Source organism: Corallococcus praedator (genome assembly GCF_003612125.1).
Classification (GTDB): Bacteria; Myxococcota; Myxococcia; order Myxococcales; family Myxococcaceae; genus Corallococcus; species Corallococcus praedator.
In genome coordinates this window covers 33351-57784 of the sequence record NZ_RAWI01000012.1, presented here as the reverse complement: position 1 = coordinate 57784, position 24434 = coordinate 33351, and the positions used below count along the sequence as shown (strand labels likewise).

The following is a 24434-nucleotide window of genomic DNA, read 5'->3' as shown; positions in this document are numbered from 1 at the left end:
GCTGGGAGCCAACACCTGGGCGGGGGCCACGACCCTCCCGGCGGCAGCAGGCGCGAGCAACGCCAGGGGTGGCAACGCCGGCCTCGTCATCCTGCGCTACGACGGCGCCTGCGTCCTGTAGCCGGATCACACCCTCACGGGCGGGGGCGTTCGCTTCGACGTCAGCGTCGCCCCCGCCGCGACGGAGCCGTCCCAACCACCTCAACGCGTAGAGGTGGAAAGGACCCGGCTCCGGGCGCGGCCCGCGCAGGATTGCCCGTGTCATCCGCCCCGCCTAGCGTGGACACACGCCCGGCGGCCGGCGGTGCTCGTCGGCCAGACACCTGCATGAGGATCCGAACATGGTGGCACTGAAGATCGAGAACGTCAGCACCTGGCACCAGTACTGGTCATTCGATCCGCGCCGGTACCTCTATGCGGGTTCAGAGACCTATGAGGCGAAGGCGAAACGTATCGCCCAGGTGATGAACGCCAGCGAGGAATTCCAGTTCTGGTGCGATCAGGATCAAATCCAGACGGTCACGGTCGGCCTGAAGACCATGATGCAGTTGAAGAAGCAGAGCCAGATCTTGATGCTCTCCTCCATCAAGAACGTCCTCTCCCCGGCGCTGACCATCGACAAGCTCGAAATCATGCTGTGCAGTTGGTATTTCGAGAACTACTCCCTGGGCTTCTGTCTGGGAATGCTCTGCCATGAGCTGGGGGTCCATGCCCTGGCCACCTTGAGCATGACCCAGAAGCACACCGGGGTGCGGACCAAGAGCCCGGCCATGGTGTCGGAGGAGACGTCCGAGAACCAGTTGATTCCGGAGCCGGAACTCGGACCCGGCAGGAACGTGCAGATCCGCCCCTCCGCCGCCCCCCAGCGAGACCATGCCTATGCGGCCACGCCCGGACGGGAGCGCTATCACTTCTATCAAAACCTCGTCGTGAGCATCGCCTACACCTTGAGCCAGACGAAATTCGCCGACCGGAAGGCGGAGATCACCAACCTGTTCGACTGCTATCTCATGGACGTCGCGTCCATCCTGGCGACCGGCGACAAGCGAGGCAAGGGAATGGCGCCCGAGTGGAGTGGCCTGGGCGTGGGCCCGGCGGCGATCGCGGATGTCTACAACGCCAGACGGGAGGACCTGGAAGAGTACTTGCGCAAGGGCAACGAGCTGCCGGAGCTGGTCCAGTTGCTCCCTGCCCGGAAGACCGCGACGGGGGTGACCACCAACTACCTGGGCCTGATGTGGGCCCTGGGTGGCGCCTTCGGGTGGAACTACAGCACCACGTGGGGAAAGTGGTGGAAGGAGGATTGAGTCACGCCTCGGAGCCCCCATGTCATCCCGAAACGACACGACCCATCCGCCCTCTCCGTGGACCCGGGCGGCGCTGGCTGGACACCTCAGGATGCTGGGGCTTGAACCCGGTGACGCGGTGCTGGCGCATGCCGCCCTGCGCTCGGTCGGCCCGATCTTGGGTGGCCCCGACGCGCTGATCGCCGCGCTCGGCGATGTGCTGGGACCCCAGGGCACCCTGCTGGGCTATTGCGACTGGCAGCTCCCGGACGAGGTCCGCGACGCCCCCGAGCTGCGCGACCAGATTCCCCCGTTTGATCCGCTCCGCTCCCGCTCGACCCGCGACAATGGCGCCTTCCCGGAGCTGCTTCGCACCACGCCCGGTGCCAGGCGCAGCGGGAATCCTGGCGCCTCCTGTGCCGCCTTGGGAGGCCGCGCCGAATGGTTCACCGCGGACCATGCGCTCGACTACGGCTATGGACCCCAGTCCCCCTTCGGCAAGCTGGTGGCCTCGGGCGGCAAGACGCTGATGCTCGGCGCACCGCTCGACACCATGACGCTCCTCCACCATGCGGAGCACCTGGCCGACATCCCCCACAAGCGCGTCCTCCGCTACGAGGCGCCGCTCCTCGTCGATGGCCGGACGGTGTGGCGCGAGTTCGAGGAGTTCGACACCAGCGACCCGGTGGTGGAGGGGCTCGCGGACGACTTCTTCGCGGAAGTCGTCGAAGCCTTTCTCTCCACCGGCCAGGGACGGCGGGGCGTGATTGGCGATGCGCCGGCCGTGCTGGTCGAAGCCCGGCCCATGGTGGCCTTCGCCGTCCACTGGCTCGAAAGCCGTTTCAAGTGACGCGTCAGTAGCTGGCGACCGCGTCGCGGTAGCGCACCATCCGCCCCTGCGCCGGATCCCACAGGTTCAATCGCAGACAACCGACGATGTCCTTCAGCGTCAGCGCGGTGACGTGGGGCCCCTGCAATTCCGGCAGGGCGGCCATCGCCTCCGGCAGCCGGTAGAACGGGATGCGCGGGTTGAGGTGGTGCACGTGGTGGTAGCCGATGTTGCCCGTGAACCACGCCATCACCGGCCCGCAGCGCAGGTAGCTGCTGGCCTCCAGCGCCGCGTCCGCGTGCGTCCAGTCCGCGTCCGGCAGGATGGCCACGTCGTCGAAGTTGTGCTGCGCATAGAACAGGTACGTGCCCAGCGCGTACGCGACGAACAGCGGCCCCACGAAGGCGCACAGGTACACCGCGAGGCCGAAGAAATGCCAGACGGCCACCGACAGCGCCACGTGCAAACCGAACGCGAGCCCGGACGTCCAGTAGCGCTTCGGGTTCTTCACGAACGGCACCAGGCACAGGCTGATGAGGAACGCGGTGACGTAGCCGAACAGCAGCGTCACCGGGTGGCGCTCCACCATGTAGCCCAGCCGCTTCCAGCCCGTGGCCTTGCGCCACTGCTCCGTGGTCCAGGTGACGAAGGTGCCGGCGGAGTCCGCCGCGATGCGCGCCGTGTTCGCGTGGTGGTGGTTGTGCGTGTCATTCCAGATGCGCGCGGGCGTGAGCGTGAGGACGCCCTGCACCTGGAAGAGCGCCTTGGCCCACTTCGACTTCGGCAGCAGCGCCCCGTGCATCGCGTCGTGGAAGAGGATGAACGCGCGGATGAGGACCAGCGCTTCGATGAGACCTCCCACGATGCGCAGGGGCCACCAGGGCGCGGCCACCGCCAGCACCACCGCGCCCACCAGCGCGGCATAGGTGGACCCCAGGGCCCAACCCGAGCGCGCGGCGTCCTGCGTGGCGAAGGCACGCGTGCGGGCAATGAGGTCCTTGCTCGAATGCGACGCGGTTCGTTCCATGGCGAGGAGACTCCGACGGTGACCGCCCGGCGAGACACCGGGGCGGATGACGGCCATCGTTGTCGCATCGCCATGTCATGGCCGGGTCAGCGGTCCGCACGACGCAAGGGCGTGTCCCCGCGTCATCGATGACGCGGAGGGCCGACGCGCCGGGCCGGTGTCCGGTGCCGGTGAAGGGCTCGTGCTTCAGCGCTTCTTGCGCCACGCCTTGAGCTCGCCCTTCTTCTCCACGCCGACCTCGTCCAGGCGCTCCTGCCAGCGCTTGCGGTAGGGACGCAGGGCTTCCGCCACCGTGCGGGCCACCACGAGGTTGCGGTACCACTTGGCGTCCGAGGGGACCAGGTGCCACGGCGCCTGCTCGGTGGACGTCCGGGCGAAGACCTCCTCATACGCGCGCGTGTAGTCGCCCCAGTGCTTGCGGTCCTCCCAGTCCCCGGCGCTGATCTTCCACGCCTTGCGCGGCTCGGCTTCGCGCGCGAGCAGGCGCTGCTCCTGTTCCTCCTGGCTGATGTGGAGGAAGAACTTGAGGATGATGGTGCCGTGCTCGTTGAGCAGGGATTCGAAGTCGCGGATGTGCTGGTAGCGCAGCTTCCACAGCGCCTTGGGCACCAGCGAGTTCACCCGCGCCACGAGCACGTCCTCGTAGTGGGAGCGGTTGAAGATGGAGAACTCGCCCTTGCGCGGGGCCTCGCGGTGGACACGCCAGAGGAAGTCGTGCTCGCGCTCCTCGGTGCTGGGCACGCCGAAGGAGGTGACGCTCACGCCGCGCGGGTTGAGGCTGCCCACCACGTGCTTGATGGTGCCGTCCTTGCCGGCGGTGTCCCGCCCCTGCAGGACGATGAGCACGGAGTTCATCTTCGCGCCCCACAGCAGGTCCTGGAGGTCGAACAGCTCCTCGCCCAGCGCGTCGAACTCCGTCTTCGCCTCGTCCCGGTCCGCCTTCTTCGGCGGAGCCGCGGAGATGCGATCCAGCTTCACCTTCACCGCCTGCTTGTCATTGCTGATGGTGTTCATGGTCCCCTGCCCTCCCGGTGTGGAGGGATGCTGCCCGGGAGTCCGGGGGATTCACACCCCCGAGCAAGGGGACCCGGGTCGATTCACCGGATCTGGACCTTTCAGGGCATCTGCCCGAGCTTGGCGGTAGCGGGCGGGGGCACGCCGCGACTCCGAGCGCCCGATACACGGGACGCGCACCGCGGACGCCACCGTCACTCCTGCGCGACGGTGGCCTCCGACAGGACATGGCTGACGACCGCCATGTGCATCGCCAGGGTGTCGAACTTCCGGCCCAGGGTCTTGTCGGATTGGAGCAGGCGTCCCAGCGCCGCACGGCCCATCCCCATACGCTCCGCGAGGCTGTCGAACAGCACCTCCACCTCCTCGCGCTCGGGCTGGAGGCGGCTGCTCTCGGCAATGGCCCGAAGCCCCAGGGCCAGCCGCCCCCTGTGTCAGGGAAGTTGTCGCCTCGGCTGAACAGCCGGGATGACCACGCCCTGGGGGCGAGAGCAGGCAGGATGCAGTGCCGTACACGGACGGATTCAAGTCAGAGATGGTGAAGCGGATGGTGGGCCCGGGCGCGGTGAGTGCCGCCGCGTTGGCCCGCCAGGTGGGCGTGTCGCAGCCGACGTTGTCGCAGTGGTTGCAGGAGGCGAATAAGTTGGCGGCGATGACGCCCCCGCCCGAGGAGAAACCCGCTGCGCCGTCTGGATCGAAGAAGTGGACGCCCGAGGAGAAGCTGCGCGTACTGGTGGCGGCCCAGGGCCTCGCAGGTGGGGAGTTGGGGGCGCTGCTGCGCCGTGAGGGGCTGCACGAGGAGAAGCTGAAGGAGTGGCAGCAGGCCCTCGCGGGTGCAGCCACGGAAGCCCTGCCGGCCAAGGAGCGCAGGCGGCTGGCGGCGGCCGAGAAGCGAGTGAAGGAGCTGGAGCGGGAGTTGCACCGCAAGGAGGGGGCGCTGGCGGAGACGGCGGCGCTGCTGGTGCTCGAAAAAATACTACGCCAGCAAATATGGCCTGTGCCCGCCGGTGTTGTCCCTCTGAGAGGAGGCACAACACCATGGCTCGGACGACGGCTCGCCCTGTAGCCACCCGTGAGGTGAGGCTCGACAGCGAGCGCAGGGGCTGCGAGGCGTGCGGCACGAGGACGCGGGCGGACTGGCGCTCGCGGCGGTGCGTGACAACGCTCACGGGGTGCGTCGGATTGTCAGTGCAAGTCCGGGTGTGCCACCAGGAGGGATGCCTGCTCAAGGGCGTGCCGCTGAGGGCCGAGGAGGAGGGCCGCTGGGCGCTGCCCGAGCACGAGTTCGGCCTGGACGTGCTGGCCTTCATCGGTGCGCAGCGCTACCAGGAGCACCGCAGCGTGCCGGAAATCCACGCCCTGTTGCGTGCCAGGGGCGTCGCCATTTCCGAGCGCACCTGCACCAACCTGCTCGACCGTTACGACGAGTTCGTCAGCCTCCAGCTGCTCGACTCCGGGCGGCTGCAGGCGGCGCTCAAACAGCAAGGGCGGGCCGTGCTTGCCATTGATGGGCTTGCCCCGGACGTAGGGCACGAGGTGCTTTGGGTGGTGCGCGAATGCCTCTCGGGCCAGGTGCTGCTGGCCCGTCCGCTGCTGTCCGGGAGCGAGCAGAACCTGGTACCGCTTCTGGAGGAGGTGCGGCGCGCGCTGGGGCGGGTGCCCATTGTCGGCGTGGTGTCCGATGGGCAGCGGAGCATCCGCAACGCCCTGGCCCACGCACTGCCCCAGGTGCCCCACCAACTGTGCCACTTCCACTACCTGCGTGAGGCGGCCCGTCCCCTGTACGAGGTCGACCGGCATGCGAAGAAGGAATTGAAGAAGCGGGTGCGCGAGGTGAGGAAAGTCGAACGGGCTGTGGAAGGCCGCCAGGACGCGGGCGCCCGCTTCGAGGCCCTCGAGCCCATTCGCCAGGGCGTCAAAGCCCGCTTCGGTGCGTACGGCCGAGGCGTGGCGGCGGGGCTGTCCATCCGCAATGACAACGGCAGCCAGTACACCTCCGATGCCTTCCAGAACGAGCTGAGCTTCCTGGGCGCCGAGTCCAGCCCGTCCTTCGTCCGCAGTCCCGAGGGCAATGGCTGTGCCGAGCGCTTCATCCGCACCCTCAAGGAGCAGCTGCTCTGGGTGCGCACCTTCGCAACCGTGGAGGAGTTCCGGCTGGCCCTGCTGGAGTGGGCTCACCGGTACAACGAGCACTGGTTGCTGGAGCGTCACCATTTCCTTTCGCCGAGTCAGGCCCGGCGGGAACTGATGCACAAGCACGCGGCCTGATTACGACCAACCTGGTGTCTCATCAATCCGGTGCGGTACAGGATAGAGGTCCTGGTGGGCCATGTCTTCCTGCAGTGCATGGGTTGCTTCTTCTTCGGGGCGGTGTGCGGCGGAGGGGCGCGCGCGGATGAGTTACCGGAGAGTCGACATGTGGTGTCACGATGATTCCGACCCCACTTTCACTGTTACAGGAACTCGCCGGCCCACGCGCGCCTCGCTTGCTCACCTCAACGCGCTCATGACGCAGCGAGCGAATTTTGGGCAGGCACAAGGGGTTGACGTTGCGGGGACGGATGCTCAGGCGTGGAGCTGCTTCTGGAGCCAGGCGGGGAGCTCGCCGCCCCGCTTCAGGTCCTGCTTCTCCTTGAGGAACACGTCGCTCAGGGAGCCCTCAATGGAGACACCGCCGCTGGCGAGCCCCGCGTCCAGCGACAGCTCCCCGGTGAAGCCGGCCGTCGCCGCGAGCTCGCCCTCCACGGTGACGGGCACCTTCGCCACCAGGTTCTTCGCCAGCGACCCGAAGTCACCCTTGGCCAGGGCCTCGAACGCCTTGTGGTCCTCCCCCAGCGCGGCGGTGACGTCCGCCGTCTTCGCCGTGAGCTTCAGCTTGCCGGCCAGGCCGGTGTCGCCCTTGAGGCTGGCCTCCGTCTGCGTGCCTCCCGGCGTGGCCAGGCCCACGCGGCTCTTGCTGGAGACGCCCACCTCGGCGGAGAGCGTGGAGTCCACGAGGGTGCCCTTGAACTTGGAGGGGCGGCCCTGCAGCGCCGCCTCCAGGTCCAGCTTCCCTTCGACCTCGAACTTGCTCTGCAGGGCGAGCTTGATGGAGCCCTTGCCCTCGCCTTCCTTCGTGAAGACGGTGCCGCTGCCGACGAGGCCCTTCTCCTCGAACTGCCCGGACTGCTCCACGGTGATGGTGGGCTTCTGGCCGTTCTTGCCGAACACGATGTCGACCTTCGCCTCGAGCTGTCCCTTCAACTCGAGCTCGAGCGGGACGTTGGGCAGCGGCAGTTCCCCCGCGAGCTTCCCGGCCAGGGTGCCCTTCACCGAGAAGCCCTTCAGGTGGTCGCCGAGGAACTTCTGCTCGTCCGTGACGTACGAGTCCAGCTTCCGGTTGGCGTCACCCGCCTTGTCGAAGAACTTGCCGAGGCCGTCAGCGCCCACCGCCTTGGCGGCGCCCGCCAGGAAGCCGGAGACCTTGTCGCCGACCTTGGCGCGCAGCGCGGGCTCGTTGCTGGCGGTCGCGATGATGCCCAGTCCGCGCAGGGCGTCCTCCTTGGACTTGAACTCGTACTTCGGCGAGACGCCGGCCCCGAGTTCCGCGGAGCCATCCACGATGGGGACCTTCGTGCTCGGCGCGGCGGTGAGCTTCCCCTCGTCGAGAGCGGTGACTTCGTAGGTACCGTTGGGCCCCCGCTTCACCTCGACCTCACTGCCAAGCTCGCCACCGACCTTCACGGGGCCCGCCTTGACCTTGCCGTTGGCGCTCAGCTTGAGCTTCACGCTGTCGCCCTCGGAGTTGAGGGCCACGTCCAGGGCCTCGCCGAGCCGGCCCTGCTTCGCCAGGTCCTGGGTCTGCTTCTGCTTCGCCTGGGCGCCACCGAGCGAGGACGGGGCTCCGCTGCCCTGCACGGCGCCGCGGGCCGTGACGGTGTTCCTGGCGCCCGGGTTGAGCTCGACCGGCGACTTCTTCGGTGCGTCCGCGTAGGCGTCCCGGGCCTCCGCGGCGCGCTTGGTCTGCGGCATGTTGTCCCGAGCCGCCGCCTTGCGCTTGGCCTCGGCCGCGAGCCGCGCTGCCTCCTGCTGGGCCGCCTCTGCGCGGCGCTTTGCTTCGGTAGGGTCTACTTTTGCCGCTCCGGAGCTTCCAACCGCCTTCACTGCACCCATGGGATATCTCCTCTTGACGTGGGGGGGAGCCCCTTGTCAGCATTGAAACAGACGCCATGCATGTGATTGAGGGGGCGGGCATAAGACAGGCCCGAGGTGGGGTACGTCCTGCGCGAGTCGATGCGTGTCTGCCCCTGCAATCGAGGAGAAAGAGGGAGGAGTCCAACCGACGTCCCAAAAAATCTCGGGAGACGACGCTGGCTGATCCAGTGGAGACGCTGGCTCAGCGCTCTTACCCCAAGACCGTCATGCTCTACGACGTAGGCACCGATGGCGACGTCGTCGCCCTGGAATGGAGGCAGGAAGTCGGCACGTCAGGAATGCCGACTGGCGGGCACCCGATGGACGCTGGGCGTCAAGGACTTCAGTCCAGCAATCCCAGGAGGCTGATGTCCAGTCGGCTGCTGACCAGTCCCATGAGGCCCTCCAGTACGAGCGGGTCCTGCTTCAGCAGGGTGCGAGCTCTGGAGCTGCCCCCGTCAAATCGGACAGCTCAGGGTTGAGAGTTAGCAGTACGGAACTCGCGGGGTGACTTCATCTTCAGCCCGCGATGCGGGTGGCAGCGGTTGTAGTCGCCGAACCAGGAGGGCAACTGGGCGAGGACGTGAGCGGCCGAGGGCAGTTCGTTGAGGTAAAGGACTCGGCCATGCCATTGCGCTGGGGCGAGTAGGAGGGCGTGGTGCACACTCGCAGGCCGAGGCTGAGACCGAAGTCGCGGGTGTCCCTGGCGGTGTAGACGGGGCCGTTGTCGGACAGCCACTCTACCGCGAAGCGCACCCGCTCCGCTTGCGCTCACCACCTCCAACACCGGCTCCTCCGCGGCGGGCGCCCTCGCAACTTGCACTGCCAACAGGCGCACGGGCTTACCTCGCGCCGCCTTGGCCCGCCGACTCCGGTACACCCACGACTGCAACGTGCTCAGTCTCACGCCTCGCTGAAGCGCGAACTCCTGCTGCGTCTGGCCGCTGGCCTCGAACTCATCCGCGACCCGCACCCAATCCGGCTTCTCCACCTGCTTCGACATGCTCGCTAGCGTCCGCCGCCCTCACTGCGTCGGCAACCGCCCGCAGCACGTCGTTGGCCGGACGGTTACGCGCTTCTCCACCTCGGACAGGCGGTTGGCGGGTCGAGTGCGTGGACCGCACCGCCCGTCCTGCGCGGTGGCTGGCTTCCTCCAGCGTTGAATGGTTCGAGGCGCCACCCCGACGAGGGGGAGGCCCGGGCCACGGTTTTGATTGTCTTTCGCAGGACACGGTGAACCGTGCGGCAACAAGGCAGGAATTCGCCCACCCAGGACTCACGGAACATCGAGTGCGAATCTTGGGAGTCAAGAAAGCAGTGGGGTACACCTCCGCTCCGAATGCGAGTCAACGCATGACTGCCCATGCACCCGTGATGAAAGAGGGAGTAGCCTAACCTGCATCCCAAGATTTTCCTGAGGGGGCCTCATGAGCGAACGAATACCCGCATCCGCCATGTCCGGCGAACCGGAACGCGGCGCAGAGTCCTCACGCATGCCGTCATGTCCCCAGGAAGCGACGCTGACGGATTTTCTTGCCGGGCTGCTCTCCGAAGAGACTCGGGGCTCCGTCCTGGCACACCTGGAAAGCTGTGCGGACTGTCGGTGGGTCCTGGTGGCGGGAGCGGGCGCCGAGGCCCTGTCCAGTGCTTCGGAGGTCGTTGCGAAGGAGCCTTTGCCCCTGCTGCTAGTGCCTGGCGCCAGGGTCTCCCGCTATGTGGTGCGAGAGCGCCTTGGCTCCGGAGCCATGGGCGTCGTCTACGCGGCGGATGACCTGGAGCTCGGCCGCCGGGTGGCCCTCAAGATGCTGCGTCCCGAGGGACGCCAACGCGAGGAGCTGCGGCAGCGACTGCTGCGCGAGGCACAGGCGCTCGCCCGACTCTCCCACCCCAATGTCGTCACCCTCTACGACGTGGGCACCCACGGAGATGGTGTCTTCCTCGCCATGGAGCTGGTGGAGGGCACCACCCTGGCGGAGTGGATGAAGCAGCCGCGCCCCTGGAAGGACGTGCTCCGCGTCTTCCTCGAAGCCGGCAAGGGCCTGGCCGCCGCGCACGCCGCGGGGCTGGTGCACCGCGACTTCAAGCCCGCCAACACCCTCCTGGGCAAGCACGGCCGCGTCTTCGTGACGGACTTCGGCATCGCCGGGCCGCTCCACCAGGAGGAGGGCGCTCCGCTCCAGGAGCACGACAAGGCCCCGGTCGCCTCCATGAGACACCTCACCCGGACGGGCCAGCTTCTGGGCACGCCCGCCTACATGGCTCCGGAGCTCATTCGGGGCCAGCGCGCGGATGCCCGCTCCGACGCGTTCAGCTTCTGTGTGGCACTCCACGAGGCCCTCTTTGGCGCGCGCCCCTTCCAGGGCGAGACGCTGAAGGACCTGGCTCAGGCCGCGCGGCAAGGCAGCATCAGCCCCCCGAAGTACGAGGTGAAGATTCCAGCCCATGTCCAGCGCGCGCTCCTCCGGGGGCTCCGCTCCAGCCCCGAGGAGCGCTTCCCCTCCATGGAATCCCTCCTGGCAGCGCTAACCCCCCGGCCCATCCGGTGGCTTGCGCGGATGATGGCCACCGCAACCGTGGCTGGAGTCCTGGGCACCCTCGCGGCCTACGGAGCGACGCACCAGGAGGGGAGCCACTGCGAGCAGGAAGTGGAGAAACTCGCGGCGGCCTGGAGCCCCGCGCGACGCGAACGGATCCGCGCGGCCTTCCTGTCCACGGGCGCGTCCTACGCCGCGCCCGCCTGGGAGCAGCTCGCGTCGGTGCTGGACACCCATGCGACTCAGTGGCGGACGCTTCGCACCGAGGCCTGCTTGGCCGCGGGCAGTGACACCGGAGATAAAGCCTGGCAGACGGCCGCGTGCCTCGACGCGCGGCTCTGGCAACTCGCTGCCGTCACCGAGGTGCTGGAAAAGGCAGATGCGGAGACAGTCAAGAACGCGCACCAATTGACGGCCTCCCTTGAAGGGCTCACCGGCTGCCGGGACACGCCCGGGCTCTCGAGCCGTCCGCAGCCACCGGAAATCCTCCGCCCCCGCGTGGACGAAGTCCGGCGCAAGTTGGCCCAGGCCCAAGCAGACCTCGCCGCGCGCCGGTTGCACCAGGGGCTTGGCGTGACAGAAGCCCTCATTCAGGAACTCCGAGGCCTTGATTACCGGCCACTGGAGGCAGAGGTGCTCGTGGTTCATGGCGAGCTCCACCAACTGCTCGAAAGAGGGAAGGAAGCAGAGACATTCCTCTACCAGGCACTCTGGGCCGCCGAGGCCGGACGTGACGACGAGTCGGCGGCTCGTGCATTGCTTCTCCTCGTCTCAGAGGTGGCCGATGCCCATCCGCGCCGTAACGAGGAAGTGGAGAAGCTTATCCGCCACGCCCAAGCAGCCGTGGAGCGACTGGGGCGAGGGCGCTTCCCGGACATCACGGCGGACCTGTACCTCCGCGTGGGGTCGGCGCGGATGATTCAGCTGAAGGATGCCCAGGCGGAGGCTGACATCATTCAAGGCTTGAATTTCGTGCGCAAGAATCAGGGGCCGGAAGGCCTGCGCATCGCCACCCTCCTCCATCGACTCGGATGGATTCGATTAAATCAGGGGCGTCTCGCGGAGGCGATGGAGCTCCATCGCCAGGCCCTCGAGCAGCGCAAGCGTCTGCTGGGCTCCGACCACCCCCTCCTCGTTCGTTCCTACGACAGCCTCGCCTCGACATACATGAGCCTGGGGCGGAGGGCCGATGCCATCGACGCTTGGCATCGGGCCCTAGCCATCATCGATGCGGCGGACACCCCGGAGACCCCTGAGCTCGCACGCATGCTCCAGCACCTCGCCATCCCGCTCCGTTTCGACGACCAGTGGGAGGAAGCGTTGTCCATGCTCGAGCGGTCGCGCGTGATCTTCGAGAGTGCTCTGGGGCCCGACAACCTCAACATCGTCATGGTACTTCGAGAGCAAGCAGCCATTTCCCTGGAGGCCGGCCGGAACGACGAGGCACTCCGTCTTTCCACACAGGCCGTGGAGCATGCCCAGCGGGCATTCGGTCCCGCCACCAGTTATGCCGCGTGGCCGCTGAAGGTCCGCGCCCGGGTACACCTGCGCGCGGGCCGACATGTCGCGGCTCGACGCGACCTGCAGGAGGCCTTGAGTCGGCTGGAGAGAGAGTTGGGCCCCAAAAACGGCGGCACCGCAGCGATACTCATTCCCCTGGCGGAGCTGGCCCTGGTCACCCAAGCTCCCAAAGAGGCTCTTGCGTATTGCGAGCGTGCGCGCAATCTCCTCGGTGAGGTGCAGGCCTCGCAATCCGTGGACGTCGCAAGCGCCTTGGCCTGCGCCGGAGAAGCCCACCTCGCCCTGGGTGGAGCCAGCAAAGCGGTGCCGATGCTTGAGCGCGCCCGGAACCTCCAGCGCCAGCAACCTGACGCCATGTTCCCCGAGAAAGCCGCGAAGACCTCATTTTTGCTGGCCCGAGCGCTTGTTGACACACACACCTCCCCTGACCGGGCGCGCGCGCTCACGCTGGCCGAAGAAGCGCGAGCGGGAATGGAGTCAGCGGGAGCCCGCGGTAAGCCTGAACTTCAGAAGATACTGGCCTGGCAGCGACGCATGGGGCAACGATGAGGGAAGTACCAACGACAAGCACGCCGCTGCGCTGCGGTGGGAGTGGGCGCCACTCGACCAACACGCTGGGATTGAGACAGTGGCGGGAAAGCCCACTCCGACCAAAAAGAAACGGAATGCAGCCATCAGCCAGGTGGAGACGACCTACGGCGCGTTCCGGGCTGCGCCGGACAACAGCCATCCCTTTCATTGACATGTATGCAAATCAATGAAGGTGGAGAATCCCAAGGAAGTTCTCGGCTTTCACCGCGTAGCGGGCAACACGGCGGAGGAAGTGGAGCCAGGCGAAGAAGCGTTCCACCTTCCAGCGCCGCTTGTGGCGCCGCAACTCGTGCCCTTCCTGCGGGCCTTGCGCTTGCGGCCTCGGCGGCGCGGGGCAATCGGCTTCACTCCGCGCTCGTCTCGGAGTCGCTTGTCGAGCGCGGCCTCAAGAGCTTGGACCACACTTCCCCCAGCCCTGAAATCACCGATGGCATTCCTGGATGGACAAGCACCACCCGAGTGGGTGGAAGATACCGACACACAGGCCTCTCGGAACGTCGCGCACCTCTCTTGGAAATCAGGAATTGAATAGGGTGCACCTCCGCTTCGTATGCGAGTCAACGCCTGACTGCCCATGCACTCGTGGAGAAGGCGGAAACGGTCTAACCTGCATCCCAAGTTTTTCCAGAGGGGGCATCATGGGCGACGGAGCACCCACATCGGCCATGTCTGGCGAACCGGAACGCGTCACGGAGTCCTTACGCCCGCGGACCTGCCCCCAGGAAGTGACGCTGACTGACTTTCTTGCCGGGCTGCTCTCCGAAACGGACCGGGGCTCCGTCCTCGCACATGTGGAGAGCTGTGCGGACTGTCGGCGGGTCCTGGCGGCGGGGGATGGCGCTCAGGTCCTGCCCGACGCTCCAACGGTCCTCGTGCCGGCGCCTTCCCAGCCACTGCGGCCTGGCACCCGGGTCTCCCGCTACGTGGTGCGAGAACCCCTCGGCTCCGGTGCGATGGGCGTCGTCTTCGCGGCGGATGACCCAGAGTTGGGACGCCGGGTGGCCCTCAAGATGCTTCGCCCCGAGGGACGCCAACGCGAAGAGCTGCAGCAGCGGCTGCTGCGCGAGGCACAGGCGCTGGCCCGACTCTCCCACCCCAATGTCGTCACCCTCTACGACGTGGGCACCCATGGAGACGGGGTCTTCCTCGCCATGGAGCTGGTGGAGGGCACCACCCTGGCGGAGTGGATGAAGCAGCCTCGTTCCTGGAAGGAGGTGCTCCGCGTCTTCCTCGAAGCCGGCAAGGGCCTCGCCGCCGCTCACGCCGAAGGCCTCGTGCACCGCGACTTCAAGCCCGCCAACACCCTCCTGGGCAAGCACGGCCGCGTCTTCGTGACGGACTTCGGCATCGCTGGGCCCCTCCACCCGAACGAGGGCGCTCCCCTCCAAGAGCACGACACGGCCCCCGTCGCCTCCGTGAGACACCTCACCCGGACGGGCCAGCTTCTGGGCACGCCCGCCTACATGGCCCCGGAGCTCATGCGCGGCCAGCACGCGGACGCTCGCTCCGACGCGTTCAGCTTCTGCGTCGCGCTCCACGAGGCCCTCTTCGGCGTGCGCCCCTTCCAGGGCGAGACGCTGAAGCAACTGGCCCAGGCCGCGCGGCAAGGCAGCATCAGCCCCCCGAAGTACGAGGTGAAGCTTCCAGCCCGCGTCCGGCGCGCGCTCCTCCGGGGACTCAGTTCCAGCCCCGAGGAGCGCTTTCCCTCCATGGAGTCCCTCCTGGCGGAGCTCACCCCTCGGCCCATCCGGTGGCTTGCGCGGATGATGGCCACCGCCGCCGTGGCCGGAATCCTGGGCACCCTGGTGGCCTACGGAGCGGCGAATCGGGAGGGCAGTCACTGCGAGCAGGAAGTGGAGAAACTCGCGGCGGCCTGGAGCCCCGCGCGACGCGAGCGGATCCGCACGGCCTTCCTCTCCACGGGCGCGCCCTACGCCTCCCAGGCCTGGGAGCAGCTCGCGTCGGTGCTGGACGCCTACGCCGCCCAGTGGCGGACGCTTCGCACCGAGGCCTGCATGGCCGCGGGCAGTGACACCGCGGACGGCGCCTGGCAGACGGCCGCGTGCCTCGACGCGCGGCTCTGGCAGCTCGCCGCCGTGACCGAGGTGCTGGAAAAAGCGGATGTGCAGACGGTGCAGAACGCGCACCCGCTGACCACCTCTCTCGAAGGGCTCGCCAGCTGCCGGGACGCGCCCGGCCTCTCCGCCCGACCGCAGCCGCCCGAAAGCCTCCGCGCCCAGGTGGATGCGGCACGGCACAAGCTGGCGCAGGCCCGCGCCCACCGCCTGTCGCACCGGTTCACCGACGGCCTCGCGGTGACGTCAGCCCTCATCGAGGAGCTGAAGGGGCTCGACTACAAGCCGCTGGAGGCGGAGGTGTTCCTGGCCCACGGCGTGTTCCTCGGGGGCCTCAACAAACCGAAGGAAGCGGAGGCGTTCCTCTACCAGGCCCTGTGGGCGGGCGAGGCCGCGCGTGACGACGAGACGGTGGCACGGGCCTGGCTGGAGCTCATCCGGGCGGTGGGCGAAGAGCAGTCCCGCCCCGACGAAGCGGAGAAGCTCATCCGGCACGCCCGGGCCGCCATCGAGCGGCTGGGGCGGGAGCGCTTCCCGGACATTACGACGGACCTCCACATGCGGCTGTCTTCACTGCGAGAGTCGCACGGCCAGCTCGCCGAGGCCGAGCAGGAGGCGCTCCAGGGTCTGGAGTTCTCGCGCAGGAGGAATGGCCCGGACAGCCTCCGCATGCCCAACTTCCTCCACCAGTTGGGACGCATCCGCTACGGCCAGGGCCGCTATGAGGATTCGCTGAAGCTCCATCGCCAGGCCCTGGAACTGCATGAGCGCCTGCTGGGCCCCGACAACCCGGCCCTCGTGACGTCCTACAACCGGGTCGCCACTGCGTCGCTGAAGATGGGACGGCACGCCGAGGCCCTCAGCGCCTGGCGCAGGGCCCTGGCCCTCCAGGAGGCGTCCTCCAGCCCGGAGACCACCCCTCTGGGGAGGGTGCTGCTGAACCTGGCCGGGGTCTCGCGCGTCGACGGCCGGCTGGAGGAGGCGCGGTCCCAGGTCGAGCGGGCACGCGCCATCTTCGAGCGGGCCCGGGGCCCCGACCACATCACCGTCATCTTCGCGCTCTCGGAGCAGGCGGTCCTCGCCCGCGAAGCGGGCCAGGGGGCCGAGGCGCTGGCCTTCGCCACCGAGGCCCTGGAGCGCGTCCAGCGCTCACTGGGCCCGGACACGCCGCGCGCCGCCCTACCGCTGACCGTCCGAGGCCAGGTGCACCTGAAGGCGGGCCGCTACCCCGAGGCACGGCGCGACCTGATGGACGCGCTGACGCGGCTGGAGAAGGACGATGGCCCGGAGGGAGGAAAGACGGTGCCCGTGCTGCTGCCCCTGGCCGAGCTGGCCCTGGCGACCCACACCCCGAAGGAGGCGCTCGCGTACTGCGAGCGTGCGCGGAAGGTCGCGGAGACGGCCGATGGCGAGGAGTCCGAGGACGGTGCCAGCGCCCTGGCCTGTGCTGGGGAGGCACATCTGGCGCTGGGCGCGGTGGCGGAAGCCGTCCCCCTGCTCGAGCGCGCCCGGCGCATCCAGACCCGTTGGGGCGAGGCCAAGGACCCGAAGGTCGCCGGCAAGACCGCCTTCCTGTTGGCCCGGGCGCTCCTGGAAACGCGCGCCGCCCAGGACCGGGCGCGGGCGCTCGCGATGGCCGAGGAGGCCCGGAAGCGGCTGGAGCCCGTGGGAGTCCGAGGCCGACAGGAGCTCCAGACGGTGCTGGCCTGGCAGCGGAGCGAGGGGAAGCAATGAGCGAGGAACGGAAGACAGACGCACTGGCGGCGCTGCTGCGGGAGCACCTGCCACGGGAGCAGCGCGCGGAGCTGGAGGCCGTGGAGCGACTGGAGGTGCTGCTGCACGAGCACGTCGAGGCGGCCCGGACCGGGTGGCCTACGTTGCAACTCCCGGCAGAGACCTTCGTGCGACACCTGGCCCGGCACCTGCCCGCGGGCAAGGTCTCGGAGGCGCTTCGCATCCTCAACGGTGCCGACCTGTACCTCGCGTGCGCCTGCGCCACCGGAGCGCCCGCGGCCCTCCGCGCCTTCGAGCAGGACATCCTCCGGCACATCCCCTCCCGGCTCGGGAGGGTGTCACCCAGCATGGTGGACGAAGTGCTGCAGGTGCTGCGCGAGCGGCTGCTGGTGGGCAGCGCCAGCGCGCCACCGAGGATTGCGACCTATGGAGGCCGAGGGCCCCTCCTCACGTGGGTGGGCATCATCGCCGCGCGCATCGCCGGGGAACTGGTGGGCCGGGACGAGCGCCATCAGCTCGTCGCGGAGCCTCCCGAGGAACTCGCGCGGCTGCTGGCCCCGAGCGACCCCGAGTACGCGCTGCTGCGCGAAGACGCGCGCCAGCTCCTCGTCGAGTCGCTCCGAAAAGCAGTGGCGATGATCTCCGAGCAGGAACGAACCCTGCTGCGCTTGCACCATTTCCATGGGTTCACTATGGACCGGCTGACGCTCATGTATGGAGGCTCACGCTCCGGCGTCGCTCGCAGGCTCGCCGATGCCCGCGAGCAACTGCTCGAGCGCGTTCGCATGGAGCTCACGCCCCGGCTGAAGCAGGACCAGCTCACACTGGAGAGCCTCCTGGGACTGGTCAACAGCCGACTGGATATCAGTCTCATTGGATTGCTGGGCTGAAGCCCCTCGCACCCGTCTTCCATCCGTGAGCGGTCGAGCCGCCCGTGCGGGCATGCCTCCCGAGATTTTTTGGGACGCCGGTGGGCCCACGCCCTCTTTCTCCTCGATTGGAGGGTCGGGCCTGCTTCAGGCCCGACCCTCCAATCACAAAACTCCCATCAAGAGGAGAGGTCCCATGGGCTCAGTGAATGCGGTCGGTGGTTCTGGTGGTGCTCCGAAAGTCGATCCCGCCGAGGCACAGCGCCGCGCGGAGGCGGCCCGGCAGAAGGCGGAGGCGGCGCGGCTCGCCGCCGAGGCCCGGCGCAAGGCGGCGACCGAGGCCCGCGACAACCTGACGCAGGCCAAGCGCGACGCGGATGGCGCGCGCCGGCAGAAGTCCTCGGCGGAGAAGGCCGTCACCGACGCACGCAAGGCCGCGGAGCGGCCGGGTCAGACACCCGCGGAGGCGAAGAAGTCGAAGGAAGCCCTCGCCGACGCGGAGAAGAAACTCAAGGAAGCCACCGATGCGTCCCGGGCCGCGGCGCAAAAACTCCAGAACGCGGAGGAGAAGGCCGCCCTGGCCGCGAAGGGCGCCGAGGAGGCCATGCTCAAGGCGAACGCGGCGGCCGTCGCGGAAAGCAAGACGCCGCCCTACAGCCAGAAGGACATCGACAAGGTGAAGCCGACGAAGAACGAGCTCGACTCGGCCTTCGAGGGCACGAGTCGAAAGGCAAAGCTGGAGAAGCTGCTGGGCTTGACGCCCCCGCCGCCGCAGGAAGTCATCCAGACGGCCGGGACGGGCGAAGCGCCTGGGATTCCCGTCGACGCGAAGTACACGAAGGACCTCTCCCCTGGACCCTTCGGGCAGACGTCCACGGACCCGTCCGCCGACACCTGGATCCACCAGCAGCAGGGAACCAACACAGGGGTGGTGCCTCCCGACGTCGCCCGCGGCAACCCCGTCCCGCCCATGCTGGATGGCAGCTCCCCATCGCCGGTGACGTCGGAGCCGTAGACACAGTCAGGCGCATGCGCGAGAGGGCGTGATGACTCCTTCTATCTACGGCAATGCAAGAGCGGTTTTGTCGAGCGTCCTGTCGCGACATGACACCTGTGTCTGGGTCCTGGTCCTCGGGCTCACCCTCCTCCCCCTGGGAGCCCGAGGCGACGTCTCCCCCGATGTGCACCGCTGCGTGGTGTTCGTCCACCAGTTGTTCGAAGACCTCGAGTACGAGCGTGCACTCGAGCAGGTCGTCCACGGAAGGAGTCTGTCGAAGGGGCCCGAGGATCAGGTGGTGCTGTCGCTCTATGAGGGCGTCATCCTGGCGGAGTTGAGCGGAAGGTTGAGCGGCGCCGAAGTCGCCTTCAAGGACGCCCTCTTCTTGAATCCCGACGCGAAGTTGCCGATGACTGTCTCACCCAAGGTGAAGCAGCACTTCGAAGCGGTGCGCCAGGGGGTCCTGAGCGAGCTGGCCGCGCGAGGAGACCGTGAGCCCCTGAGGCTGGAGCTCCCCTCAGGGACACCGCCGGCTCAGCCGCTCCTCGCGGTGGTCCCGGGAACCCCGGAGTCTTCATCCTCTCCGGTGTCGGAGGTGTCCGGCTCGCACGCATCATTGCGAGACCGAGCAATCATCCCCGCCGTGACGGGCGGGGCCCTCGTCGCCGCGGCGGGCGTCGTCTGGGGATTGGCGGAGGGGAAGAAGTCGAGGCTGGCTGACATGGCGTCGGACATCCCCTCGGGGGCCGATGCCAGGAACGTGGCCAACAGCGTGCGCCGGATGCAGACAGTCTCCGTGGGGATGCTGGTGGGAGGCCTGGTGGGGCTGGGCACCGCCACGGGAATGTACCTGCTGGGGGGAGAGCCGAAGGAGCCGGCGCCCCTGCGATTCGGGCTGGATGGGACGTCCGTGTTCGTGTCTGGGAGGTGGCCATGAAGGCCCTGCTTCGTTTGACAAGCCTTGGAGTGCTGGTGCTCGGCGTCCATGTCGCTGCGTGCCTCGACGTCGACGACGCGGTGGACCGATTCTGTCGCGGTAGACCTGGCGCCTGCCCGGTTGAGGCGCCGGATGGGGGCCCTGACGGCAATGGCATCCTGGATGGAGGTGACGCTGGAGGTGTGCCGGGCGGCGAGGATGGTGGACTGGATGGCGGGGACGGTGGACTGGACGGTGAGAGCGGCCGGGACGGCGGCGCGGACGCAGGGCTTCCGGATGGCGGGCGCGAACCGCCGGGGTGGAAATCCGTGACATCGATGCAGACACGGCGCACAGGTCATACGGCCACGGAGCTGCAAGACGGCCGGGTGCTCGTCGTTGGCGGAAGCAGCACGGGTAACAACCCAGGGGACAGCCCGACGAACACCACGGAGCTCTACACCGCCTCAGCCAACAGTTGGCGTCCCGGGCCGAACCTCGGGACGGCTCGCGTGGCCCACACCGCCACCCTGTTGGAGAATGGCAACGTATTGGTGGTCGGGGGGCGGGGTCCCGCAGGCGAAGCGCTGAGCAGTGCTGAAATCTACAACGTGGATGCGAATCAATGGACTCCTGCCAGTCCCATCCCACTTGGAGCACGCGCCAACCATGCCGCCATCTTGCTGCCCTCACGGAAGGTGCTGGTGGCGGGTGGCGGGAACTCGGAGCTCGATGGGCTGGACACCGCCGCGATCTATGACCCGAACGACGACTCCTGGACGAATGCTGGGAACATGAAAGTTGAACGCAATGTGCTGACACTCACCCTGCTGGACGGGGGGGTGGTGTTGGCCATCGGAGGCTTCAATCGCTATGGAGCGGAGACGACCGCCGAGGTCTACGACGCGAAGCAGCCAGATGCAGGCTGGCGACTCCTTGGGGAGCGGATGGAGGATGGACGCAACGGGCACGCCTCGACGCTGCTGCCCCTGGGAGGAATCCTGGTGACCGGCTCCCTCGAAGGCTCACCTGGAACGGTCCTCAAGACGGTGGAGCTCTTCGACCCGAGCAGCGATTCCTGGACGCCCCAGGCAGACATGAGGGAAGCCCGCTTCCTGCACACGGCGACCGCTCTACCCTCGGGCGAGGTGCTGATTGCCGGCGGGTATTCCAGCCCCTACGCGAAGCCGCGTGCCTCCGCGGAGATATTCCGGCGAGATGGCGGCTGGGAGCTTATCGCCCCCATGGCATCGGCGCGCGTCTCGCACACCGCGACGTGGCTGGAATCGGGGAGTGTGCTCATGATTGGAGGCTCTGACGGCGGCGTGGTGCTCAACACCGCCGAGCGGTACGTCCCATGACGCCACCGCGCCAGGCGTCTCGTGTTCTCTTCAAATGCGCACTGAAAGGGGTTCTGCGCCTCGTGTCCCAGGCGCGGGTGACAGTTCCGGAGCCCTCCGGTGTTCCCTCCTCCGCCGCATCATCCGGGAGGGAAGCACATGGCAGGACGTCGATTCATCGCGTGCACGGTGGGTGTCTTCGTGCTCGCGGGCTGTACCGAGACAGGAGCCTTCGTCGAAGCCAGTCCCGAACCCGTGACGTCCCAGGCGGAGCTGGTGTCTCCGGCCCTGGCGCTCGCCGGGAAGCAGCACTTCCAGGAGGCGCTGCCCGGCACCAATGGCCGCTCCTGCGCGACGTGCCACGTCCTCTCCGACGACACCGCCCTCATGCCCGCGCACGTGGAGGCCGTCTGGGCGAAGAACCCCGGGGACCCGCTGTTCAATCGCATCGACGCGGATGACCCCACCGCCCCCGTGCCGACCTATGCGCACCTCAAGAAGGGCCTGGTGCGCGTGGTGCTCCCCCTTCCCCCGAACATGGATGTCATCGACGTGCAGGGGAACGTCATCACGTCACCGGACCGGAGGATCTCCGTCTGGCGCGGTGTGCCCAGCATCGCCGACACCGGCTTCCCCGGCCCCTTCCAGTTCGATGGCCGCGAAACGAGCCTCACCGACCAGGTGCAGAGCGCCGTCACGAACCACAGCGAAGGCGGCACGGTGCCCGGCCCGGTGCGCCAGCGCATCGCCGCGTTCGAGCGCAGCGTGTTCAGCTCCCCCCGCGCCCGCTTCGTGTCGGACCTGCTCCAGTTGGGCTTACCCTTGAGCGACATCCCGGATCCCGACGCGCTCCTCGTGCTCGATGCGGGCGAACGCCGCGGCCGGGACGTCTACGCGCTGGCCTGCGAGGCGTGTCACGGAGACCGCACCAAGAACCGCATCGTGCGGCGCGACGTCCACGACGCGCTCTTCTATTCCTTCAAACCCAATGGCAACATCCAATTCAACGTCACGCCCGGACAGCCACCGAAACCCGCCAGCGTGCCCCACCCGCACAGCGAGTTCCTCAACATCGGCTTCGCGTACATGACGTACCTGGGGCAGCGCGGCGTCGTTCCTCTCTTCAACGACTCCGTGCCCTTCCCCCAGTACCGCTTCCGCTTCTACACGGACGCCACCCGGCAGCATCCCGTCACCGACCTGCCGCCCATCCCCGTCACCGCGAGCGGAGACCCGAACGACATCGTCCCCGCGCTGGATGAACACGGCGCGCCCATCACCGGCCCGGCGCTCGCGGCCCAGTGGTATTCGACGGACCCCGGCCGCGCGTTGATCAGCGGTGACCCTGCGGAGTTCGAGGCCTTCGACGTGCCTTCCCTGCGCGGCATCGGCCGGTCCGCGCCGTACTTCCACGACAACAGCCACGCCACGCTCGCGGACGCGGTGGACACCTACAGCCGCTTCATCCTGCCCGGCACCGGCTTCACCGGGCTCGTGCTGCCGGTGCACCCGCCCGAGTTCCCGGGCGGACCTCCGGAAACGCTCACCCCCACGCAGAAGCAGGACCTGGTGCGCTTCCTCCAGCGGCTGTGAGCCTTCAGCGCCGCCACGGCCGGTCCGGCGCGGGGGCCTTCGCGGAGGGCGGAAGGAAGGTGTGGGCAAGGCCCGTGAGTCCCGGTGCGAGGAGCTCGTCGCGGATCCTCCGGGCCAGCGCCTCCGCCTCGTCCGCGTGTCCGGGCTTCGGGGTGAATTTCGCGGACCACTCCACGAAGGTCTGCCCGGTCGCCGTCACCGGCGTCACCCGCAGCTTCGCCTGGTAGTCGCGCACCGGCAGCGGCCCCTCCAGCATCGTGTACACATAGCTGCGCGCGTGCGCGTCGTGCTCCAGCCTCGCTTCCAGGAACACCGCGCCATCCCGCGTGGTGAGCCGGCGCAACGGCCCCGCCCCCGGCCCGGGGTGGGCCACCCGTTCGCTGGAGAGGATGCCCGGATGCCAGCGAGGAAGGCTGTCAAAGCCTCCCACCCGGTCCCAAACGACATCCACGGGTGCCTGGATCAGTTGACTCGCGTAGGCCTCGAACATGGGGTGCCTCTCGTCGTTCATGAATCACAAGAAGGGGACGCGCGGTGACGGTGACCATGCGGCCTTGGGGTGCCCACCCTCCGGCGGGCAGCCGTCCAGACGCACGGGACGTCACTCGTGCGCGGACGCTCAGACGGCTGACATGTCCGAGGCACCACAGGCTCCACCCCGGGCAGGACCGCGGGCGGTCGCACCTCCCGCGCAAAGCCATACCGCCAACAGTCCGCCCACCCCGCCCCATCGATCCATGCGCATGCAGCTCCTCGTGTCAGCTCAAAGTGGCGCTGGATGTGAGGCAAAGCTCGCGGGCGCGATACTGTCCGGAAGGGCCGTTCGTGGCCGTCCGCATCGCGGGCCAGGGCGCGTGTGGCCCCGCGATCAGTGGCCTACCTGAGAGGACTCGTACTCCAGGGCAATGCCTCGCGGTCTGCGAAGCATTGTCGTGGCATGCGTGTTGAAAGCGCACCGCGACTGTCCTTGCCGAGGAGACGCCCGATGACTTCCGTTTCCATCACCGAGTACGAAACTCGCCTGTATTGGCAGGGAGAGAGAGGGGCGGTGCTGACAAGCGACCAGGCGCCCCCTGTCCCGATTGGCCTGCCCCTGAACGCGGCGGAGGAGTGCTCCGATGGGAGATGGGCCCCGGAGGCCCTGCTGGTGGGCGCGGTGGAGGGCCGGACCCTGCAGGCCTTCCTGGATGACGCCAGGGAGGCAGGCGTGCGCGTGCTCTTCTACCAGAGCACCGCGATGGCCCGGCTGGTGAGCGGCGGACGGGAGCAGGTCGCCTGCTTCACCGACCTCATCGTGCGCCCCCACGTCGCCGTGGGCAGCACGACGGAGGCCGAGCTGGCACGGCAGCTCTTCGCGGCCCTGCCCACGCGCTGCTTTCCCAGCTCCATGCTCCAGCTCACCCCGCGCATCGAAGCGGTGGTGGAGGTGTGGGCCGTGACGCGGCCTTCAAACGGGGGTGGAGCACTTCGCACCGCCAGCGTATCCCCGGACGCGGATGGCTTCGCGCCCGCCCCGGGCGGATGACCCGGGCCGTTGAAAAGCGGTCACCGGCGGACACCGGGTGACGCAGCCCGGTGTCCCGCAGGCAGGGCATGCACAGTGTGGGAGCACATGCCGACGAATCCACAGACGAATCCGCCGACGAAGCCCGTGAAGGAGCCGGACCCGAAGCCCACGCCTGAAATCGAGCCGCCCCGGCCCCAGGTGCCGGAGAAGGATCCGCCGCAGCGGGAGCCCCAGCGCCGGGAGCCTCCGCCGCCCCAGCAGGATCCTGAAATCCAACCGGGCATCCAGGAGCCGCCGGCCCATGATCCGAACCGCCCCGGACCGCCCGACATCATCGCGGGTCCGGCGGTCTGAGCAGGAGCGCCCGGGAGGAGGTCCCGGGCGGCGATGCAAGTGGATGCGAGGGATCGTAGAGTCCAGCGCGCTCC

18 protein-coding genes and 2 pseudogenes are annotated in these 24434 nt (G+C 68.2%); 13 read left to right on the top strand and 7 right to left on the bottom strand.

All coding sequences use genetic code 11. The annotated features are described in order from the left end of the window. The first annotated feature begins 341 nt into the window (after positions 1-341). Both D7Y13_RS03110 and aac(3) read left to right on the top strand, forming a co-directional pair. A complete protein-coding gene (locus D7Y13_RS03110; protein WP_120583208.1) occupies positions 342-1307 on the top strand; it encodes a hypothetical protein in 966 nt (321 codons plus the stop codon). Positions 1308-1326: 19 nt separating this feature from the next. Next, entirely contained in the window at positions 1327-2136 is an 810-nt protein-coding gene (gene aac(3), locus D7Y13_RS03105) for an aminoglycoside 3-N-acetyltransferase (protein ID WP_120531442.1), read from the top strand. A gap of 4 nt (positions 2137-2140) precedes the next feature. Here the strand turns inward: aac(3) and D7Y13_RS03100 are convergent, their stop codons facing one another. The 3 genes from D7Y13_RS03100 to D7Y13_RS45630 all read right to left on the bottom strand — a co-directional run bounded on the left by D7Y13_RS03100 (position 2141) and on the right by D7Y13_RS45630 (position 4512). Then, the gene (locus D7Y13_RS03100) at positions 2141-3142 is read right to left on the bottom strand and encodes a fatty acid desaturase family protein (RefSeq protein WP_120531441.1); all 1002 of its coding nucleotides are present in this window, start codon (positions 3140-3142) and stop codon (positions 2141-2143) included. Between the two features lie 186 nt (positions 3143-3328). Continuing rightward, complete coding sequence (locus D7Y13_RS03095) at positions 3329-4156, bottom strand: polyphosphate kinase 2 family protein (RefSeq protein WP_120531440.1); 828 nt, start codon at positions 4154-4156, stop codon at positions 3329-3331. A 194-nt stretch (positions 4157-4350) separates the two neighbouring features. Beyond that, the gene (locus D7Y13_RS45630) at positions 4351-4512 is read right to left on the bottom strand and encodes a hypothetical protein (RefSeq protein ID WP_158620341.1); all 162 of its coding nucleotides are present in this window, start codon (positions 4510-4512) and stop codon (positions 4351-4353) included. A gap of 149 nt (positions 4513-4661) precedes the next feature. Here D7Y13_RS45630 and D7Y13_RS03090 point away from each other — a divergent pair, with 149 nt between their 5' ends. Both D7Y13_RS03090 and D7Y13_RS49480 read left to right on the top strand, forming a co-directional pair. Further along, entirely contained in the window at positions 4662-5222 is a 561-nt protein-coding gene (locus tag D7Y13_RS03090; protein WP_120583207.1) for a transposase, read from the top strand. Next, entirely contained in the window at positions 5195-6424 is a 1230-nt protein-coding gene (locus tag D7Y13_RS49480) for an integrase core domain-containing protein (RefSeq protein WP_370450705.1), read from the top strand. The genes D7Y13_RS03090 and D7Y13_RS49480 overlap by 28 nt, the downstream gene beginning before the upstream one ends. Before the next feature lie 297 nt (positions 6425-6721). On the opposite strand, the gene D7Y13_RS47690 is transcribed toward D7Y13_RS49480, so the two are convergent. The 3 genes and pseudogenes from D7Y13_RS47690 to tnpA all read right to left on the bottom strand — a co-directional run. Continuing rightward, the gene (locus tag D7Y13_RS47690; protein WP_233595469.1) at positions 6722-8308 is read right to left on the bottom strand and encodes a hypothetical protein; all 1587 of its coding nucleotides are present in this window, start codon (positions 8306-8308) and stop codon (positions 6722-6724) included. 493 nt (positions 8309-8801) lie between these two features. Next, positions 8802-9097, bottom strand: a pseudogene (locus tag D7Y13_RS03070) (integrase core domain-containing protein); the annotation flags it as partial. Between the two features lie 52 nt (positions 9098-9149). Then, positions 9150-9332 (bottom strand): annotated as a pseudogene (gene tnpA / locus D7Y13_RS49475) (IS66 family insertion sequence element accessory protein TnpA); the annotation flags it as partial. 424 nt (positions 9333-9756) lie between these two features. Between tnpA and D7Y13_RS03060 the strand changes: the two are divergent. The 7 genes from D7Y13_RS03060 to D7Y13_RS03025 all read left to right on the top strand — a co-directional run bounded on the left by D7Y13_RS03060 (position 9757) and on the right by D7Y13_RS03025 (position 22499). Then, entirely contained in the window at positions 9757-12933 is a 3177-nt protein-coding gene (locus tag D7Y13_RS03060; protein WP_439329225.1) for a protein kinase domain-containing protein, read from the top strand. 707 nt (positions 12934-13640) lie between these two features. Beyond that, the gene (locus D7Y13_RS03050) at positions 13641-16784 is read left to right on the top strand and encodes a serine/threonine-protein kinase (RefSeq protein ID WP_120531433.1); all 3144 of its coding nucleotides are present in this window, start codon (positions 13641-13643) and stop codon (positions 16782-16784) included. After that, positions 16781-17674 carry an RNA polymerase subunit sigma-70 gene (locus D7Y13_RS03045; RefSeq protein WP_120583206.1) on the top strand — a complete coding sequence of 298 codons (894 nt, stop codon included), beginning with the start codon at positions 16781-16783 and terminating at the stop codon, positions 17672-17674. The genes D7Y13_RS03050 and D7Y13_RS03045 overlap by 4 nt, the downstream gene beginning before the upstream one ends. A gap of 175 nt (positions 17675-17849) precedes the next feature. Beyond that, entirely contained in the window at positions 17850-18668 is an 819-nt protein-coding gene (locus tag D7Y13_RS03040) for a hypothetical protein (RefSeq protein WP_233595468.1), read from the top strand. Positions 18669-18735: 67 nt separating this feature from the next. Beyond that, positions 18736-19587 (top strand): hypothetical protein, encoded by an 852-nt coding sequence (locus D7Y13_RS03035; RefSeq protein WP_233595467.1) that lies wholly within the window; start codon positions 18736-18738, stop codon positions 19585-19587. Beyond that, a complete protein-coding gene (locus D7Y13_RS03030) occupies positions 19584-20927 on the top strand; it encodes a Kelch repeat-containing protein (RefSeq protein WP_233595465.1) in 1344 nt (447 codons plus the stop codon). The genes D7Y13_RS03035 and D7Y13_RS03030 overlap by 4 nt, the downstream gene beginning before the upstream one ends. A gap of 138 nt (positions 20928-21065) precedes the next feature. Continuing rightward, on the top strand, positions 21066-22499 hold the full coding sequence (locus D7Y13_RS03025) for a cytochrome-c peroxidase (RefSeq protein WP_120583203.1): 1434 nt from the start codon (positions 21066-21068) through the stop codon (positions 22497-22499). Positions 22500-22503: 4 nt separating this feature from the next. On the opposite strand, the gene D7Y13_RS03020 is transcribed toward D7Y13_RS03025, so the two are convergent. Then, the gene (locus D7Y13_RS03020; RefSeq protein ID WP_120531428.1) at positions 22504-23010 is read right to left on the bottom strand and encodes an SRPBCC family protein; all 507 of its coding nucleotides are present in this window, start codon (positions 23008-23010) and stop codon (positions 22504-22506) included. Positions 23011-23484: 474 nt separating this feature from the next. Between D7Y13_RS03020 and D7Y13_RS03015 the strand changes: the two genes are divergently transcribed. Together D7Y13_RS03015 and D7Y13_RS03010 are read left to right on the top strand one after the other, a co-directional pair. Further along, a complete protein-coding gene (locus D7Y13_RS03015) occupies positions 23485-24024 on the top strand; it encodes an OsmC family protein (protein WP_233595463.1) in 540 nt (179 codons plus the stop codon). Between the two features lie 87 nt (positions 24025-24111). Next, positions 24112-24360 (top strand): hypothetical protein, encoded by a 249-nt coding sequence (locus tag D7Y13_RS03010; protein ID WP_120531447.1) that lies wholly within the window; start codon positions 24112-24114, stop codon positions 24358-24360. Positions 24361-24434: the final 74 nt, after the last annotated feature.

What these genes read in the sequence shown, in the direction of transcription:
- D7Y13_RS03110 (WP_120583208.1), top strand. Translation starts at nt 342, where the DNA reads ATGGTGGCACTGAAGATCGAGAACGTCAGCACCTGGCACCAGTACTGG.
- D7Y13_RS03100 (WP_120531441.1), bottom strand. Translation starts at nt 3,142, where the DNA reads ATGGAACGAACCGCGTCGCATTCGAGCAAGGACCTCATTGCCCGCACG.
- D7Y13_RS03095 (WP_120531440.1), bottom strand. Translation starts at nt 4,156, where the DNA reads ATGAACACCATCAGCAATGACAAGCAGGCGGTGAAGGTGAAGCTGGAT.
- D7Y13_RS49480 (WP_370450705.1), top strand. Translation starts at nt 5,195, where the DNA reads ATGGCTCGGACGACGGCTCGCCCTGTAGCCACCCGTGAGGTGAGGCTC.
- D7Y13_RS47690 (WP_233595469.1), bottom strand. Translation starts at nt 8,308, where the DNA reads ATGGGTGCAGTGAAGGCGGTTGGAAGCTCCGGAGCGGCAAAAGTAGAC.
- D7Y13_RS03060 (WP_439329225.1), top strand. Translation starts at nt 9,757, where the DNA reads ATGAGCGAACGAATACCCGCATCCGCCATGTCCGGCGAACCGGAACGC.
- D7Y13_RS03050 (WP_120531433.1), top strand. Translation starts at nt 13,641, where the DNA reads ATGTCTGGCGAACCGGAACGCGTCACGGAGTCCTTACGCCCGCGGACC.
- D7Y13_RS03045 (WP_120583206.1), top strand. Translation starts at nt 16,781, where the DNA reads ATGAGCGAGGAACGGAAGACAGACGCACTGGCGGCGCTGCTGCGGGAG.
- D7Y13_RS03040 (WP_233595468.1), top strand. Translation starts at nt 17,850, where the DNA reads ATGGGCTCAGTGAATGCGGTCGGTGGTTCTGGTGGTGCTCCGAAAGTC.
- D7Y13_RS03030 (WP_233595465.1), top strand. Translation starts at nt 19,584, where the DNA reads ATGAAGGCCCTGCTTCGTTTGACAAGCCTTGGAGTGCTGGTGCTCGGC.
- D7Y13_RS03025 (WP_120583203.1), top strand. Translation starts at nt 21,066, where the DNA reads ATGGCAGGACGTCGATTCATCGCGTGCACGGTGGGTGTCTTCGTGCTC.
- D7Y13_RS03020 (WP_120531428.1), bottom strand. Translation starts at nt 23,010, where the DNA reads ATGAACGACGAGAGGCACCCCATGTTCGAGGCCTACGCGAGTCAACTG.
- D7Y13_RS03015 (WP_233595463.1), top strand. Translation starts at nt 23,485, where the DNA reads ATGACTTCCGTTTCCATCACCGAGTACGAAACTCGCCTGTATTGGCAG.
- D7Y13_RS03010 (WP_120531447.1), top strand. Translation starts at nt 24,112, where the DNA reads ATGCCGACGAATCCACAGACGAATCCGCCGACGAAGCCCGTGAAGGAG.